General features: G+C 60.3%; 8 protein-coding genes. 7 read left to right on the top strand and 1 reads right to left on the bottom strand.

Annotated features, from left to right (window positions below; translation table 11 throughout):
* Positions 1-67: 67 nt before the first annotated feature.
* From OPU71_RS00590 to OPU71_RS00560, 7 genes are all read left to right on the top strand, one after another.
* Positions 68-4063, top strand: a complete 3996-nt coding sequence (locus OPU71_RS00590) for an Eco57I restriction-modification methylase domain-containing protein (protein WP_267723930.1) — start codon at positions 68-70, stop codon at positions 4061-4063.
* An 8-nt stretch (positions 4064-4071) separates the two neighbouring features.
* Positions 4072-4749, top strand: coding sequence for a type I restriction enzyme HsdR N-terminal domain-containing protein (locus OPU71_RS00585; protein ID WP_267723928.1), 678 nt, complete (start codon positions 4072-4074; stop codon positions 4747-4749).
* 125 nt (positions 4750-4874) lie between these two features.
* On the top strand, positions 4875-8333 hold the full coding sequence (locus OPU71_RS00580; protein WP_267723926.1) for a serine/threonine-protein kinase: 3459 nt from the start codon (positions 4875-4877) through the stop codon (positions 8331-8333).
* The gene (locus OPU71_RS00575) at positions 8333-9766 is read left to right on the top strand and encodes a hypothetical protein (RefSeq protein WP_267723924.1); all 1434 of its coding nucleotides are present in this window, start codon (positions 8333-8335) and stop codon (positions 9764-9766) included. The genes OPU71_RS00580 and OPU71_RS00575 overlap by 1 nt, the downstream gene beginning before the upstream one ends.
* Entirely contained in the window at positions 9763-11526 is a 1764-nt protein-coding gene (locus tag OPU71_RS00570) for a GmrSD restriction endonuclease domain-containing protein (protein ID WP_267723923.1), read from the top strand. The genes OPU71_RS00575 and OPU71_RS00570 overlap by 4 nt, the downstream gene beginning before the upstream one ends.
* Complete coding sequence (locus OPU71_RS00565) at positions 11523-12245, top strand: HNH endonuclease (protein WP_267723922.1); 723 nt, start codon at positions 11523-11525, stop codon at positions 12243-12245. Before OPU71_RS00570 ends, OPU71_RS00565 begins: the two co-directional genes overlap by 4 nt.
* A 241-nt stretch (positions 12246-12486) precedes the next feature.
* A complete protein-coding gene (locus OPU71_RS00560) occupies positions 12487-13599 on the top strand; it encodes a hypothetical protein (RefSeq protein WP_267723921.1) in 1113 nt (370 codons plus the stop codon).
* A gap of 1186 nt (positions 13600-14785) precedes the next feature.
* Here the strand turns inward: OPU71_RS00560 and OPU71_RS00555 are convergent.
* The gene (locus tag OPU71_RS00555; RefSeq protein ID WP_267723920.1) at positions 14786-16645 is read right to left on the bottom strand and encodes a site-specific integrase; all 1860 of its coding nucleotides are present in this window, start codon (positions 16643-16645) and stop codon (positions 14786-14788) included.
* Positions 16646-16725 lie beyond the last annotated feature (80 nt).

Below are 16725 nucleotides of genomic sequence, written 5' to 3'. Positions count from 1 at the left end.
TGCTGCCGCCGAACGCTTTGGGGAAACGAACCCTGACACCGGCAAGACACGCCGTCGCAGCCCCTTCATGCTGGCGCAGGAGGCTCTCAATGCCAGCGATGATTGCCTTTGGGCCATCGTCAGCAATGGCCTGACGCTTCGCATCCTGCGCGACAACGCGAGCCTCACGCGCCCCGCCTATGTCGAAGTCGACCTCGAAGCGCTCTTTAACGAAGAGCTGCTGGCTGACTTCAGCGCCTTCTGGCTGCTGGCCCACGCCAGTCGTTTCGGCAGCGCAGAGACCCAACCGAACGACTGCCCTTGGGAGCGTTGGCGTGCTGCCGGCCAGCAAGCTGGCGTAACCGTTCGCGGCAAGCTGCGCTATCAGGTGGCCGAGGCGATTCGGGCGCTCGGTACTGGCTTTCTCTCCCATCCCGCGAACGGTGCACTGCGCGCCGAGCTGCAAGACCCCGATAGCGGTTATGACCGGCAGGCCTTCTTCGAAGAGTTGCTGCGTCTCGTCTATCGCCTCATCTTCCTGGCGACCATTGAAGACCGGCGCGACCGCGAAAAGGGCGAACGCCTCATCTTCACGCCAGCCGCCAGCGAAGAAGCCAAGGCACGCTACCTCGCCGGCTACTCGCTGACCTGGCTGCGCGAGCGCGCCGTGCGCCGCAGCCAGCATGACCGCCATGGCGACCTCTGGCAGGCTTTGTCGATTACCTTCGATGCCCTCGCGAACGGTGAGCCCGCTCTGGGGCTGCCTGCCCTGGGCGGCCTGTTCGATACCGACCAGTGTCCGCGCTTGGATGCTGCACAGCTCGAAAACTGTTATCTCTTAGCTGCCGTGTTCAATCTCGGTTGGTTCCGCGCCGATGGCGGGCTGTCTCGCGTGAACTACCGGGACATGGGGCCGGAGGAATTGGGCAGCGTCTACGAGAGCCTGCTCGAACTCGTGCCGGAACCCCAGGGCCTCGCTACGCCTGCCACGGCTCGATTGGCGTTTGTCGGTGACGAAGAGTCCGACGCATCCACGCGCGGCAACACCCGCAAGCTCACCGGCAGCTACTACACACCCGACAGCCTCGTGCAGGAACTCATCAAGAGCGCGCTTGAGCCCGTTATCGAACAAACGGTGAAGGCTAATCCGGAGCGGCCGGTCGAAGCCTTGCTTGCACTGACCATTTGCGACCCGGCCTGCGGTAGCGGCCACTTCTTGCTTTCCGCTGCCAGGCGCCTTGCAGATGAGGTGGCACTGCATCGCGCCGCCATCGAAAGGGCTGGTGGCGCACCAACGCCCCGCGACTACCGACACGCGCTGCGCGATGTCGTGAGCCACTGCATCTTCGGCGTCGACAAGAACCCCATGGCCATCCAGTTGGCTAAGACGGCGCTGTGGCTCGAAGCTTACTCGCCTGACCGCCCACTCAGCTTTGTCGACCACCATCTCCGGGTTGGTGATGCGCTGCTGGGTGTGTTGGACCCCAAGGTGCTGGAAAACGGCATCCCTGACGAGGCCTACACGGCACTTTCGGGCGACGTCAAGGAAGTCGCTAGGGACCTCAAAAAGCGCAACAAGGCTGATTTGAAGAGCTGGCGTCAGATGGCCAGCGGTGATTTGTTTACCCAGGGTGGATTGGTCGCCAAGGCTGTCAGCCTGGAAGCGTTGGACGACGATACCCCTCAACACCTGACTGCGAAGCGCCAAGCTTGGTTGCAGGCTGAAGCCGACGCGCAGCGCAGCACATTTGCCCGTCTTGCCGACACCTATGTGGCTGCCTTTCTGGCGCCAAAACTGGCTGAGGCCCGCGAATCTGTGCCGCTGTCCGGCTATCTGTGGGGCGTGCTAAGTGGCCAAGCACCCAAGGCTGAAGTAGAACACGCTGCTCATGCACTATGCCGCCAGCACAGCGTTTTCCACTGGTGGCGGGCCTTTCCTCTGGTTGCGGCCAAGGGTGGATTCAGCGTGATGCTAGGCAACCCCCCGTGGGAGCGCATCAAGCTACAAGAGGAGGAATTCTTCGCCGCGCGTAGCCCATTGGTCGCCTCGGCCAAGAACAAGGCTGAGCGCGCTCAACGCATCGAGTTGCTGCGAGAGGGCATGCTGCTGCATACAGAGGCACCAGATGTTGAACGGGCCGAAGGCCTGACCCCGCCGAATCAGGCCGAGATGACTCTATACGCTGGTTTCATTGCCGCGCGTCGTGGTGCGGAGGCCGCTAGTCTTTACGCGCATGACAGCCGGCGTTATCCGCTCACCGGCGTGGGCGACGTCAATACCTACGCGTTGTTCTCGGAGACCTTCCTGCAAGCCACGGCGCCCGGTGGTCGCGCCGGGTTCATAGTGCCAACCGGTATCGCCACCGATGACTCAACGAAGGCGTACTTTGAGGCTGTGTCTCAGCATCGCCGGTTGATTGCCCTCTACTCGTTCGAAAACGAGGAGTTCGTGTTTCCGGCAGTTCACCACGCGATGAAGTTCGCTTTGCTGACTACTGCTGGCACAAATGGGGTCGATGCGCCGGCACAACTCGTCAATTTCGCGCGTCAGGTGGACTACCTCTACGACCAACGACGCAGGTTCAGCTTGCGCCCAGAAGAGTTTCGTCTCATTAACCCGAATACAAGAACCTGTCCGGTCTTCCGAAGCGAGCGCGACGCTGAGCTGACTAAGAGGCTCTATCGCGCTGCACCGGTACTTATTGAAGAGGCTGAGACTGCCAACGAGACCAAGGAACTGGGCTCGGAGGTGAATCCGTGGGGTATTCGATTTCAGACGATGTTCCACATGTCCAACGACAGTGGTCTGTTTGCCGCCGCACCTGGCGCGGCTCGGCGCCTGCCGCTGTACGAGGCGAAGATGATTCACCAGTTCGACCACCGCTGGGCCACCTACGTGGACGCCGCCAGCGGCTCGGCAGGGGAGGTGGAGACCACCGATGTTAGTGATGCGCAGAAGGCCAACCCCGCCTGCACCGTGCGCCCGCGTTACTGGGTAAACGAGCGTGAGGTGCTCGCCCGCATTGCCCGTGTGCCCGCCCGTGTGGCTCGTGCTTGGCTCGCCCGTCATGCTGCCAACGCCATTGACCAGGACGCCACGCTGGCCGACCTTCTGCTCGCGCTGGCGCAATGGGTGGCCGGCGAGCTGTTTCATTGCACGGCGGGCCCAGCGCCCAGCACTGAGGGATGGACGCCCACCCAAGCCCAGCCACACATCGCCACCACCGAACAGCAGCTCAAGGCCCGTTTTCCGCGTCTGAACGACGTGCTGCGCGGTGAAGGTCTGACGACCAAGAAGGCGTTGGTCGACTTCCCCAAGTGGGCCACGCAGAACCATGATGCCCGCATGAACGGCGACGAACTTTTAGCCCTCGCCGAGGCCGTTCGTGCGAGTACGCAGGCTGAGGCGCTTCTGACGCTGCTCGACCTCTGGATGGATAGGCGCAGTCCGCGGTGGTTGATGGGGTGGCGGGACATTACCAACGCGACCAACGAACGCACGGTGATTGCGTCGGTGGTGCCACGGGTCGGGGTGGGTAATAACCTCCCTTTGATGCTCTTCCGCGCAGATGCAGCTGGCGGCCCGCTTGCAGCATTGCTGGGCAACCTGTGCTCAATGAGCCTCGATTTCGTGGCTAGGCATAAGGTCGGCGGAACCCACCTTAATTTCTTCATCTTCAAGCAGCTCCCGGTGTTGCCCCCCGACCGCTACACCGACACCGACCTCGCCTTCATCGTCCCCCGCGTCCTCGAACTCACCTACACCGCGCACGACCTGCAGGCATGGGGCCGGGACCTCGCCGCCTACGACCCACGCCCGGCCGCTGAACAGGGCCGCCCGTTCGCTTGGAACCCCGAGCGCCGCGCCCACCTACGCGCCGAGCTCGACGCCTACTACGCCCGCCTCTACGGCCTCACCCGCGACGAACTGCGCTACATCCTCGACCCCAAAGACGTGATGGGCGCCGATTACCCCAGCGAAACGTTCCGCGTACTCAAAGACAACGAAATGCGCGCCTACGGCGAATACCGCACGCGCAGGCTGGTGCTTGAGGCGTGGGACCGCCTTCCCACGCGAATCTGAGGAATGCAATGTCGAAAGGTTTTTCGTCTGCACAACTGCCTGCCTTGGTGCTTGGCGGTATTGAGTCAGCGTTCGATGAATGGCTAGAGATGTCCGGTGAGTGGCTGCAATCCGCGCCGGAATATCTGCTGACCGTGAACGTGGCACAAGCTCTGAAAGCTGCTATCCCGGTGGCGCAGCGAACGCTACTGATGGAACCGCATGTGGCCTCCACTTTGGCTGACGCGGGAGGAATTCAGCGTGGCCCTAAGGCGGCGAAGCTGCGTTCGGGTGGTCGCTACGACATCGTGCTTGGCCACGGCAACGGGTTACCGCGTGCCGTAATCGAACTGAAAAACCCCTTGTGGGCCAGGGGGCTTGCCGCACGACACGACCTGGACCGAATTTGCCATTCGCTCCTTCAAGGCAAGGCCAAGACGCAGCTCTATACCGGACTGTTTGCCTTTTACACATCGTCGGCCCCGCCCGTTACAAAGGACACGACCGCCAAGGAAAGACTGGAGCGCAAGTGGGTCACGGAATGGCAGCGTACGCTGCAATCGTGGGCATGGGCCGAGGCCAATCAGTCGAGGTACGAGAAGCATCTCAAGGTTGCGGTGACTGCCAACATTCACGAGCGCGACGTTGGCAAGAGTAAACACGCTTGGGCAGCGGTTTGCGTGCAAATTACTCGCAAGCCGAGGTAACGGTCCGAACGTCATTTGCGTGCGTCCAGAGAGTGCATCGCATTGGGCAAGAACACTTTCTCGCGCCAAACGTGCATGAAGAATCAACTACGAACAACTCTGCCAAAACGGAGCGCTAAGGGACCATGGGAGAAACCAAAACGCTAACAGCGCAAACAATCGAAGAGCGACGGAGCGGCAAGAAGCTCTCGTTTGCGGACGCCCGTTACATCACTCGCGGAAATCCTCGAAGTGGCGGTCTGGCGTCCGTGTATCGCGCAACCGATACGGATTCCGGCAATACGGTCGCGCTGAAGGTGTTTCAAACGGGTGAAGGCACCGACGAAGTTATCGAAGAGTCGTTCCGACGAGAGGTTCAGGCTCTGTCAGACCTTCGTCACCCGAACATCATTCGAATCCTCGACTCTGGGCGCGACGAAGACCACGAAGCGCACTACATCGTGATGGAGTGGGTCGAGAATGACCTGCGCGTGCTAGCTGAGACACGACGGTTTAGCGATTGGGCGGACTACTACCAAAGCGTCGGCAAGGGTGTGCTGGACGCTTTGGTCTTCGCCCATTCCCGCTCGACCGTGCACCGGGATATCAAGCCTTCGAACGTCCTTGTCACCGAGGATGGTCAGGTCAAGCTTTGCGACTTCGGCATTTCCAAAATTCGCGACTTCCTGGCGCCGGGAGTGACCCTCGCTCAGTTTGCTTCAGCTCCGTACGCGCCGCCTGAGATGGATGACGGTAGCTACAGCTACAGCCGCGACGTCTTTGGGTTTGCGGCGCTATCAACGGTCATGCTGGCCGGGAAACCCGTCGCATCCCATTCAGAACTCTTGGCGACGCTTGAGCAGCTTGAGTTGGACGACTGCGTTCGTACGGTATTGCGCAAGAGCCTTGCGCTCGACGTGCCTGCAGCAAGACCCATGAACGCCGTCATGTTGTTGGCTGAACTCGACAAGGCTGCGCCTGCTGTTGCGCTTGCCGTGAAACCGGTGGTGCTGACGAGCGTGACGCAGCGTGTCAGAGGCATTATCGAGCACGACATGGCTCTGCGCGGGGAACTGGCTGACAAGTTCGTGCAGCGCGACCTCGCCGAGGCGCGCAGCGAGGAATTGCCGCCTCAGCAAGGCCGAGAAGGCCGCAGCGTGCGGCTCTATGGCAACAAGTACCGATATACCGCCGTCCTCGACCAGAGTGCAGAGCGATTCACTCTGGTTGATGCTGTTGAGATGGCGCCGTCGGACATCGAGAAGCAGCGGACCTTCTGTTGCGACCCGGGGATACTGTTCGCCCTCAACGGTGCATCGCGAGAGCAGTCTGCGACTGCAATCGAGGGATTGTTTGAACGCTTGGCGGTCTTCGCGGGGGACCAAAAGCTTCGCAGGTTGGAGCAGCGTGAACTGGCTTTGTACAAGACTTGGCTGGACTTGCTGAGTGCAAAGACTGAGCTGGAGCGGATGCGCAAGGTACGGCTGCAGTACGTTCGGAAGGAAGCCAAAGGCGAGTTTCTGTGCCTCACCCTGGAGGACGGCGCGTCCGCATCTGCTCTGAACGACCAGGATGTGGTTATTGAAGTAGGCGAGGCCGCGACATTCAAGGGTGCGGTCGTCTCCGTAGACGGTCGTACGCTCGTCATCCGGCCAAGTGAGCGCAATCGTATTGGTTTGGAGGCTTTGCCTGAAAAAGGGCAGGTCGAGACCGACACCACGAAGACGGACGTAGCTCTAGATAAACAGAAGGTTGCCGTTGAGACGGTTCGGTATGGACGGTCGGTTTGCCCGGACCTTGGGCGCTACATTGTCAATCCGGAGCAGGTGGTTGTTCCCCCGCCCGTTGAACCGTCTTTTATCCAGACCGGCATAGACGACGACAAGAAGGATGCTGTGGCTACGGCCATGTCTGGCCCTGCTCTGATGCTAGTAGAGGGGCCGCCTGGAACCGGTAAGACCACATTCATTACCGAGCTTGTGCTGCAGACGCTCAGGGCGCAGCCGAACGCTCGGGTGCTCCTTACATCTCAGACGCATGTCGCCTTGGACAATTCCTTGGAACGAATCGTCAAGCAGTCTGGTGGCTCAGTAAATGCTGTGCGGATAGGCCAGGAGGGCGACGACCGCATTGCCGAGAGCACCAGGAAGTTGCTGCTCGACGCCAAACTGCCAGAACTGCGCAAGAAGGCTTTGGCTGCGGGGCGCGCATTCATCGAGCGGTGGGCTGTTGGCCATGGGCTTAACCTCAAGGAAATCCGGCGTGCGATGGCGCTCGAAGGCCATGCGATGCTCAAGGCGCGTCTGCAAGAGGTCGACGCCGAAATGCGAGCGCTGGAACCTCAGATGACTGATGAGCATCGGAAGCAGCTCGATGCTGATGCACGTTCAGAGCTGGACGACAAGTCACAAGGCTTGATGCGTGAGCGTGACGAGTTGGAGCGCGGGGTCAAGGAATCGCTCAAGGAGCTTGCGAACCACGTGGACTCCAAGGATGAGCTCAAGGAGTTTGCGGAGTGTTCCGTCGAAGACCTTCGCGGATGGGCTGAAGCCTATTCGAACGGCACCAACGAGGGCGTCCAATTGAAAGCGCTCATGGCCGCCCACGCAGAGTGGGAGACGCGCTTTGGTCGTAGTCGCGAGTTTCAGGCCGCCGTGATTGCGTCGTCACAGGTCGTTGCAGGGACTTGCTTGGGTGTCATGAGTGTTCCGGGGCGCAACGACATCGTGTATGACCTTTGCATCGTGGATGAGGCGTCCATCGCAACGCCAACAGAAGCATTAGTACCGATGTCCAGAGCCCGCAGGACGGTGCTGGTTGGGGACAGCCGCCAGTTGTCGCCGTTCCAAGACCCTGAGCTCCGGGAAAAAGGACTGCTGGAGCGCTTTGGTTTGCAGGCGGACGACCAGAAGGCAACGCTCTTCAACCATCTGCGTGAAAGCCTTCCGCCTGAATTGCACAAGACATTGACTACTCAGCACCGCATGTTGCCGGCGATTGGTGAGTTGGTGTCGGAGTGCTTCTACGACTCTGCCCTCAGGAGTGTCGCCCGTCAGCCCGACCCGCAACTCGTTGGGACATTGCCAAAGCCGGTAACGTGGTACTCGACGAGCAGAAAGCCCAACAAGGGTTCGCGTCGGATTGGTACGTCATACGTGAATGATGTCGAAGTCGAGTTTGTCGTCAAACTCCTCGCGCGCGTCGATTTCACGCTCCAGAAGGGCAAGGGTAAGGGTCGGAAGCTCAGTGTCGCCGTACTCACAGGTTACGGTGAGCAGAGAGGGCGGCTCGAAACCGCCATTACGACGCGTCGGCACGACTGGAGCAGCTACTCGGACATCTACATCAACGTGGTTGACGCATTTCAGGGTAGAGAAGCAGACATGGTGGTCTTTTCGGTCACTCGTTCAGAAGTGAAGGGGCTTGGCTTCTTGCGGGAGATGGAACGCATCAACGTGGCGCTCTCTCGCGGCAAGGAGATGCTCGCAATCGTGGGGGACCACGTCTATTGCCAGACAGTGCCAGGTGCAGTGAACCCCCTGAAGGAGGTCATTGACTACATCCGACGTCATCCAGAGGGATGCGCTCTTGAGGAGCTTTCTTGATGAGTCTTGAGCAAGTACTCGAACAGGCCGCGCATGCGAGACCTGGATACGAATTGGCGGCATTCAGGGAGGCAGGGCTTCCCGTATACGTACTCACCCTCCGCATCCTCACCTTGGAGCACAAGCCACTTGGCCCGATTGAGGAAGGGGTTTTGCGAGCAGTGCATGCAGGTCTGAATGCTCCGGAGGACATCACCAGCTTCTTGGGGCTCTCGACGAATGTTCTGGTGCCGGTATTCGCCGGCCTTACAACGGCAGAACTCATCTACTACTCACGCGCCGTGGGCGATAGCGCTGCCAAGGTCACCCTGACCGCCAAGGGGCGGGTAACTTTGGGTGAGCTGAGAGTCATTCGCCCCCAAGAGAGAACCGTCCGCGTCTGCTTTGACGCTCTGACTAAGCGGCTCCTGTTTGTCTCGCCTGACCAGCTCTACAAACCGCGCGATATGCGTGAGCTCGGCTACATTGAGGTGCCGACGGGTCAAACCAAAAGACCAGAAGTGGAGGACATCTCGCTTCTGGACTTCGACCGTCTGCTTCGGCAACAACGGGCAGGCCTAGAGGACAAAGGAGAGTTGCAGGCAATCCGCCGGGTGGAGCGGCGAGAGATGCACTTCCTCGGTTGCGTGATGCTGTTCTATCGCAGCGTGACGAACAGGGAAGACACTGAGGTTGCGTTCTGGCGAGAGGACGGGCCAGCTTTGGAGCACGAGAACTGTTTCCGTGCTCTTGGTGGTCCTGACCTCGTCGGGGCGAAGTTGCTGGAGGCGCCGGTTGTGCGCGACGAGGCAGAGCAAGAGCAGCTCATTCAGTCGCCAGAGGGCTCCAAACACGATGCCAAAGCTGGGACGGCACCGGAAGAGCCAGCCCTCGCGCAAACTGCGGCCAACGTTGCGCTCGACGCAATGACCGTCGAATCGGTTCTATGCCACCAACACCCGGCACTCTTGAAGCAAGCGCTGCTGAAGTCGCGACAGCGCTTGCTCATCATTTCACCTTGGATACGACATCAGGTGGTGAACTGGGAGTTCATCGCTTCACTGGAAGCGTTGTTGCGTAGCGGTGTCACCGTCCATATCGGCTATGGACTCGACGATGGCGAAGGTGGAAAAGGGAACGCGGCTCAGTCAAAGCCCCCAATCACGCCGCAGGCAGAGAAGGACCTGAAGCATCTCGCCGGAAAGTATCCAAACTGTCATCTGGTCTATGTGGGCAACACACATCGAAAGCTTTTGGTGTCGGATGACACGCTTGCTGTGACCACAAGCTTCAATTGGCTTTCTTTTAGAGGTGACTCCAAGGACAAGCCCCGCGATGAGTATGGGGAGGTGTTCCGCAAGAAGGCGCATGTCGACAAGCGCTACCAACTCGGAATGGAGCTACTTGAGAAGGGCTATAGCGGTACGGCGCCCGCTCAAAGGGGACGGGCGTGAGCGAAACCTTGTTCAAAGAGGTCCACTACTCGCTGGGTGGCCTTATCAACGATATCGGCCTCGGTCGCATCGGCTTGCCCGACATTCAGCGCCCATTCGTCTGGGCTAACGCCAAGGTGCGTGACCTGTTCGACTCGATGTACCGAGGTTATCCGGTCGGCTATTTCCTGTTCTGGCAGACCGGCGCCGAGGGCGTGGACACGAAGGTCATAGGTGACACGAACAAGCAAAAGGCGCCCTCTCTTCTCATCGTCGACGGCCAGCAGCGCTTGACCTCCTTGTATGCCGTTATCCGGCGCGAAGCGGTGTTACGGGAGAACTTTGAACGCGAGCACATTCGCATCGCATTCCGCCCGCAGAGCGGCACGTTTGCGGTGCCAGACGCAACGACAGAACGTGACCCGGAGTACATCTTGGACATCTCGGAGGTGTTCAGCCGGCCAACGCACAAGACCATCGGCGAGTACCTCAAGCGTTTAACGACATCTCGCGTCGTTACCGACGAGGAGGAGGAGCAGGTGGCCGAGGCCATCGGCCGTTTGGCTGGGCTCACCAACTTTCCTTTCATCGCATTGGAGCTTTCTCAGCAGTGCAGTGAAGAACAGGTGGCCGACGTTTTTGTTCGCATCAACAGCGAAGGGAAGAAGCTTAACCAATCGGATTTCATCCTGACGCTGATGTCTGTCTTCTGGGATGAAGGCCGCACCGAGCTTGAGACCTTCTGTCGTGCGGCGCGACAGCCAGGGCTAGCAGGTCAGGCCAGCCCATTTAACGCCATCTTTCAACCCGACCCAGACCACTTGCTGCGGGTGGACGTTGGCGTGGCCTTCCGTAGAGCGCGGCTGGAGCACGTCTACTCGTTGCTGCGGGGTAAAGATTTGGCCACGGGGGAATCCAGCCCCGAGAAGCGGGCCGACCAGTTCAGCAAGCTACTGGATGCTCAAGCAAGGGTGCTGAACTTGACCTACTGGGCGGACTTCCTGAACGTCGTTCGCCTCGCTGGCTATCGCAGCGCCAAGCACATCAGTTCGGTGAACGCTTTGGTCTTCGCATATCAGCTGTACTTGCTTGGTCGCACTGAGTATGACGTTGAGGGATTCAAGTTGCGCAAGGCGATTGCGCGCTGGCTGTTTATGTCGCTGCTGACGGGGCGGTTTACGTCATCGCCTGAGTCCCGAATGGAGCAGGACCTTGCCGAGCTGCGAGAACTGAAGTCGTCGGACCAGTTCCTTGCACGGTTGGAGGCGGTGGAGACCAACACGCTCACCGACGACTTCTGGACCAAGACCCTGCCCATGGACCTGGCGACGTCAGCCGGACGCAGCCCAGCCTTGTTCGGTTTCTATGCGTCGCAGGCGTTGCTTGGAGCCAGAGCGCTGTTCTCGAATAGCTCTGTCGTTGATTTGCTAGACCCACCAGCGCAAGGACAAAAGAAGGCACTGGAACGCCACCATCTGTTTCCGAAGAAGCACCTAAAGGGCCTGGGCATCGACAGCGTGCGGGACATCAACCAGATTGCGAACTACGCGCTGGTTGAGTGGGACGACAACATCGCCATCTCGGACACTGCGCCGTCGTCGTATTGGGCGAAGTACGCCGAACGCTTCGACGGCGATACGCTTGCCGCCATGATGCAATGGCACGCCCTGCCGCCGAACTGGTGGTCGATGACATATGAGGAGTTTCTTGCAGCACGGAGACCGCTCATCGCTAACATCATCCGCCAAGGGTATGAAACGCTTTCTGGCGCGAGCGCATGACACCTCTGGATAGGTTGCGCCTCGAAAAAGCCGCTGCGGACTGCGGATTTGAGATGCAGCCTCGGGGCTTGGACGACGGGCTCGAAATGCGTTCGGCCAGGTTCCCGGAAACGGTCACCGTGCGACAGACCGGACCGTCGTCGTTTCTTCTAATGCCATCAACGCCTCTCCTGCTCGGACTCTCAGGAGACGAGGGTCACGTCAGTGTCGTCGGGTTCAATGAGCTCTACCGAATCTTGAGGACGACGGCCGCTCACGCGCGGACGCTGCCGAATCGAATCGCTGATGCTTTTCGCGCGCAGACGGCCAAGCTACCCACCGTAACTGAGGCTGAGCGTCTCGTGGTGCAACGTGTTGGGCAAGGCATCTTTCGCGATGCATTGCTCGACTATTGGCAGGGCGTATGCTGCGTGACCGGTCTGGCTGTGCCCCAACTCCTGCGGGCATCGCATATCAAACCGTGGGCCAAGTGTGACAACGACGACGAGCGTCTGGACGTCTTCAATGGCCTCCTGCTCGCCCCTCACATCGATGCGCTATTCGACGGTGGGTGGATATCGTTTTCCGACACCGGCGTGGTGGTGATATCTGATGCGTTGCCCGCAGCCGCGCGGACTCAGCTCATGGTTTCGTCGGACTGGCGCATCCATGGTCTTCGGGCCTCACACCGTCGTTATCTGGCATTCCATCGAGAGAACGAACTGCGTCGTTGGAAGTGATGGGGCGAAGCTGCCACAGGACCGGTCACTTTCGCGTCGCGCTGAGCGAGGTTAAAGACGAAGCTCCTCGCTTGTAGCATCTGCCGCTCGCTCAGCAGCGATTCGCTAAAAATCGTTACGTCAACGGCCGGGCTGATGCGAACCCTGCAATACCAGAAGGCGCCAATGCTGAGCGTCCGGCCCGCGCTGTGGCGGGGCGCGATTGATGATTTGAGTTATCTCCGCTGCACACGCCGTCCCAATGAGTCCTGACACCCCATCCCGCACCGCCAAGTTCAATAACCCGTTTCAAGGCAAACCTAAGCCAGTCGAGCTGACGGGGTTCTGCATGCTTGACCCGGAGGTCATTTGGCGACTTCTTGGAATCCCGTTCTCGCGGATGTTTGCGGACCAACGGGCATCGGATTTGTATAAGCGCCTTCAGCGCATGACCCAGGGCAAACAGCCATTCGACCCTGCGCTGATTCGCGAGATGCACGACAGGTTTGATGTGCCGGATGCGCTCCGCGAGCCGTTTGAAGAAGCGATGCGCCGTAGCGACGGTCTTATGGCCGAATTGGCTCGGACGGGTCCGTGGCATCAAACGCTCCTTGCGGTGAGTTACCCAAACCCGTTGGACCCACCCAACACCTTTCTGGTCCTCGCAGAGCGAGCAAGTCGTGCAGCTGAGCATCAAGCCAAGAAAGGGACTGTGTCTGACGCCGCCGAGTGCTTGGCCCAAGACGGGTTGTGGGCGCACGTCCTTTGGCCTGAAGCGCTAGAACGGCTGCGCGATACGCGGAGTCTCGAAGAGGTAAACGTCCTCAGGTATGCGCTTGCCTTGGAAGTGCACTTCGCGTTCTTGATGGCCTGTGAGTGGGATGCCATGAGTCGCGGAGGCGAGGGCTTTCGGTCGGTGCTTCTGGACGTCATGCCGAGCCGCAAGGCGCCAGGACGCAATCCGACCAGTCTGCTCTACGACTGGCTCACTGAAGCGGTCTGCGCTTCTTCGATGAATGAAATTCTCGATGCCGCAAACCTGGGTGACGACAGCCCTGACATCTCAACGCTCAAACGCTGGAGTGCGGGCACAAAGTCTCCAACCAAAAAGTTGCTGAGAAAACTTGCCGCCACGCTTCTCAATGAGGAACAGACGAAGGGCTTCTGGGCTCGTCGGGCTGCTGCTCGACATCTGAGTCTGCTCGGACTAATCGGCAGTGAGTTGCTTAAACACGCCCAGCCCTTCCCGCACGGTTTTGAATGCTTCGAGGACTGGGCGGAATCTAGGTACGCCTTCTGGCTTGATTTCCACCGGTGCGCTGCGGACGCCAAGCGCTACCAGTACTCCGAACAGGCGCTTGCTGCCGCCTTCTAGTCGGCAGAGTCGGCGTTGCTGCGTCCTTCGCCAGACGGTTTGCCCGTAGTGCTGGGCCAGTTGCCTCCCGGAAGGTGGTTCAGCGGTCGGCCCCGACTATCCGTCTGTGGCCGAGGGGCGGTGTTTCCGGACCCCTTCGGCGATGGTTTGGGCTGCTGACTGGATGTGGCTTTGCTCGCTTTGCTCATGATGAGTGCTCCATAACGTCGGCGAATTCCGACAGAGCGAACTCTGGTGCAGGACGTTCCCGCTGTCGGTGGCACGGTTTGGACATGGCGAGGGCACAACATATGACCGCTGGGCCACGGCGAACAGTCCGCGTCCAGCCGTGGTCGGACGACTGAGCCGTTTCGTGTTCGATTGACCGAGGGAAGCCGAGACGTTTGTCCGAAACTTGTACGAGTCGACTTTGGTTTGTCCGTTCTTTGTGCGATTGACGATGCGACGAGCGCTTTGCTCGGAGCTTGGGGCAACGCCCCGCGCATGTTCATCCCGGTTTCACGACCGCGCGCGGGACATTTACAGAGGAATAGCCTACTCTTGGATTGACGGGTCTGAGTGTTGTTGACGATTTGTTAATGAACTGCGGATGGTGGAAAAGCGTTCTTGTAGGAGGCAAAAGCTGCCCCCAGCCCACGACGCTCGTCGCTGGGTTCGCGCTTTGCCTCAAAATTCTGCGGACGTATGGAGCCAGGCCCTCGCCGAGGCGCGATGGTCGCGCGGTTACGCCATCGCACAGCCAGACTTTGGACAGAGACCGCCTGTCCCGCCGCACCTCTAGCTGTTCGCACCCAGTGTTGTCCACGGCTCCCGCTTGACGTCTGAAACCGCCGCTGTCTACGGTGGTTCGAGTCGGCCGCGGTGGTTCAATCCCCTTCCTCCGACATTCAGTTAAGTAACCACTGTTTATATTTTTCGATGAGGACGAGGCGTCAGCTTGGATGAGGCCCTGCGACTCGGCTCCAGAACCGGCACACGGGAGTTGCTGACCCGATGGACGCCTGGCCGCGTGAGTTCGGCTATGCAGGGACTTGGCAAAGCGCCAGTGCTTGATGCGTAGGGGGCCACCCAACGCTTGGGTGGCAAGAGCGGCTAGCCGTTCCGAGTGGGCAGGATAGAGGCGGTGGCGCTTTGGCGCAGCTGCAGTGCTGGCGCCCGCTTTTCCCACGCCTCTCACGACGTGAGTTCATCGCACGGTGTCGAGCACCGAACTCAAGTGCGCCGACAGCCTCGCCAAAGAATCGTCTCGCTTGAGGTGCGCATACTCCGCGATGACCGTTTCCAGACTGTCACCGAGTAACTCCGCGACGGTGAGGAAATCGTTCGGATGTTGTTTGAGCCAAGCGCTGGCTACCAAGTGCCTGAATGCGTGTGCTGCGAAGCCGGGGGAGCCTGGGATGTGACGTTTGGTGAGCTTTCTGACACGGGCAGAGAGGCCTCGCCACGGGCGGTCGCGGGGACCGCAGACGAACAGATAGGCACTCGATGTGCCCGCCAGCAATGTGGTGCGTGCTTCGCACACATACTGCTCCAGGAGAGCTGCGACCGGGGGAGGAATCTGCACGTCGTATTTGGCGTTCCGTCTCGCGCCGCCGTTCTTGAGGGCGGCGCTGCTCAATCGAATTCGCCAGCTGCCGTCGGTTGCGCGATAGAGCGAGCCGCTGTTCGAGGGGCTCCACGTCAGCGTGGCCAGCGTGCGGGCACGCAGCGGATTGGAAACGAGCAAGGAGAGCAATAGTGCGTCACGGATGTGGGTGGCTTCTGAGACGCTACCGCTCGGGGCCGATGCCGCCAGTTTCTGCAGCTCGCGGATAGCCAAGAGGATGGGGCGCAGCGGTGAGTCCGATTCGAGGAGATGGGCGATGGGAGCGTCAGGTGCACGACTGATGTCGGAGGAAGTGCGTCGCCAGGTGTTGGCGAGCTTGTGGGTGCGCAGGCACACGCGACGCCATTGGTCGTCGCTTTCCGGACGCAGGCATTGCGGTAGGCGCTCAGCGAGGTCGCGCTGCTGGTACAAATAGCCGACACGCTCCCGAACCAGCGAGGCCACGAAGCGGGTGAAGGTGAGGTGGCCTCCGTGGCGCAGGCCTTGCGAGCGCTCGGTCATGAACTGAAGATAAGCTTCGATGGCCGCAGGCACGGCGAGCCAGGCCAGTGCGTCGGAGAACTCACCCGGCGGGACGATGCCCGCCTCGGTGCCCCAGTTGCGCAGCCACCCGTAAAAGGACGCCAAGTGCTGGAGATTGAGTACGGCGGTAGGGCAGACCTGCATTCCGACCGTTCCCAATGGATGGCTTTGGGTCACCATCGATATGGGCAGCAGGCGCCAAGCACCCTTGGGCGCACGCTCCAGGGCCGGGACCGTTGAAGTCTTCTCAGTCAAAAGCGCCCGCCATTCGCGCCGAAACGCCTCGCTGAAGTCTTCGTGGTGCAGACGATACGTGTCACGACACCGTTCCCGTATGACTTCTCGCGAGTGGATACGGACGGGCGGCGCCGCGTCGGCGGAGGTCTCCTTGTCGATGAGCCGCACGAGCGTATCTCGGGCAAGCCCAAGTGCATGCTCAAGGCGTCTCAGCGGGGCGATACCGCGCTGATTGGGGGTAGCGCCTTTGAGCCAGCGCTGAAGCAGCGATGGAGAAATTCCAAGTTCGCGCGAGAGCGTCTTGGGTGCGAGCGGTTGAGCAGACAATGCACGCCGGAGCTCGGCTTCAAAGCGACCTGGCGTGCGCGGCGCTGCCGCCGAGATGGGCCCTTGGTTGTGCAGGCGTTGGAGCAACAGGAGCTGAGTGCGTCGGTCGCGGCGGGTGCGTGGCGCGACATCGAGCTGAGCAAGGTAGTCAGACAGCCGCCGCTCGAACTGGAACGTCAGTTCTGCGCCGATGGCCGAGTCGAGCGTCTTGCCGCAATACGCCAGGAAGGAGAGAAGGGCCGTGCGGCAGTTGCGGTACTGCTGCAAGCGGAGTGGCGGCGAGGACGCGTCTTCGTCGTCGATGCCAAAATGCGCCCGTAATCGGTCGTCTAGTTGTTGGTAAGTCGGGGTCAAGGCAAGCCTCCATGCTGAATGAAAGCTCACCGGGAGGAGTGCCGAGGGCCAAGCGGGGATGACGTTAACGGCGTCAGGCA

This window comes from Niveibacterium sp. 24ML (assembly GCF_026586805.1).
Taxonomy (GTDB): Bacteria; Pseudomonadota; Gammaproteobacteria; order Burkholderiales; family Rhodocyclaceae; genus Niveibacterium.
Note: the sequence above shows the minus strand (reverse complement) of the source record. Positions and strands in the feature narration are given on the sequence as shown.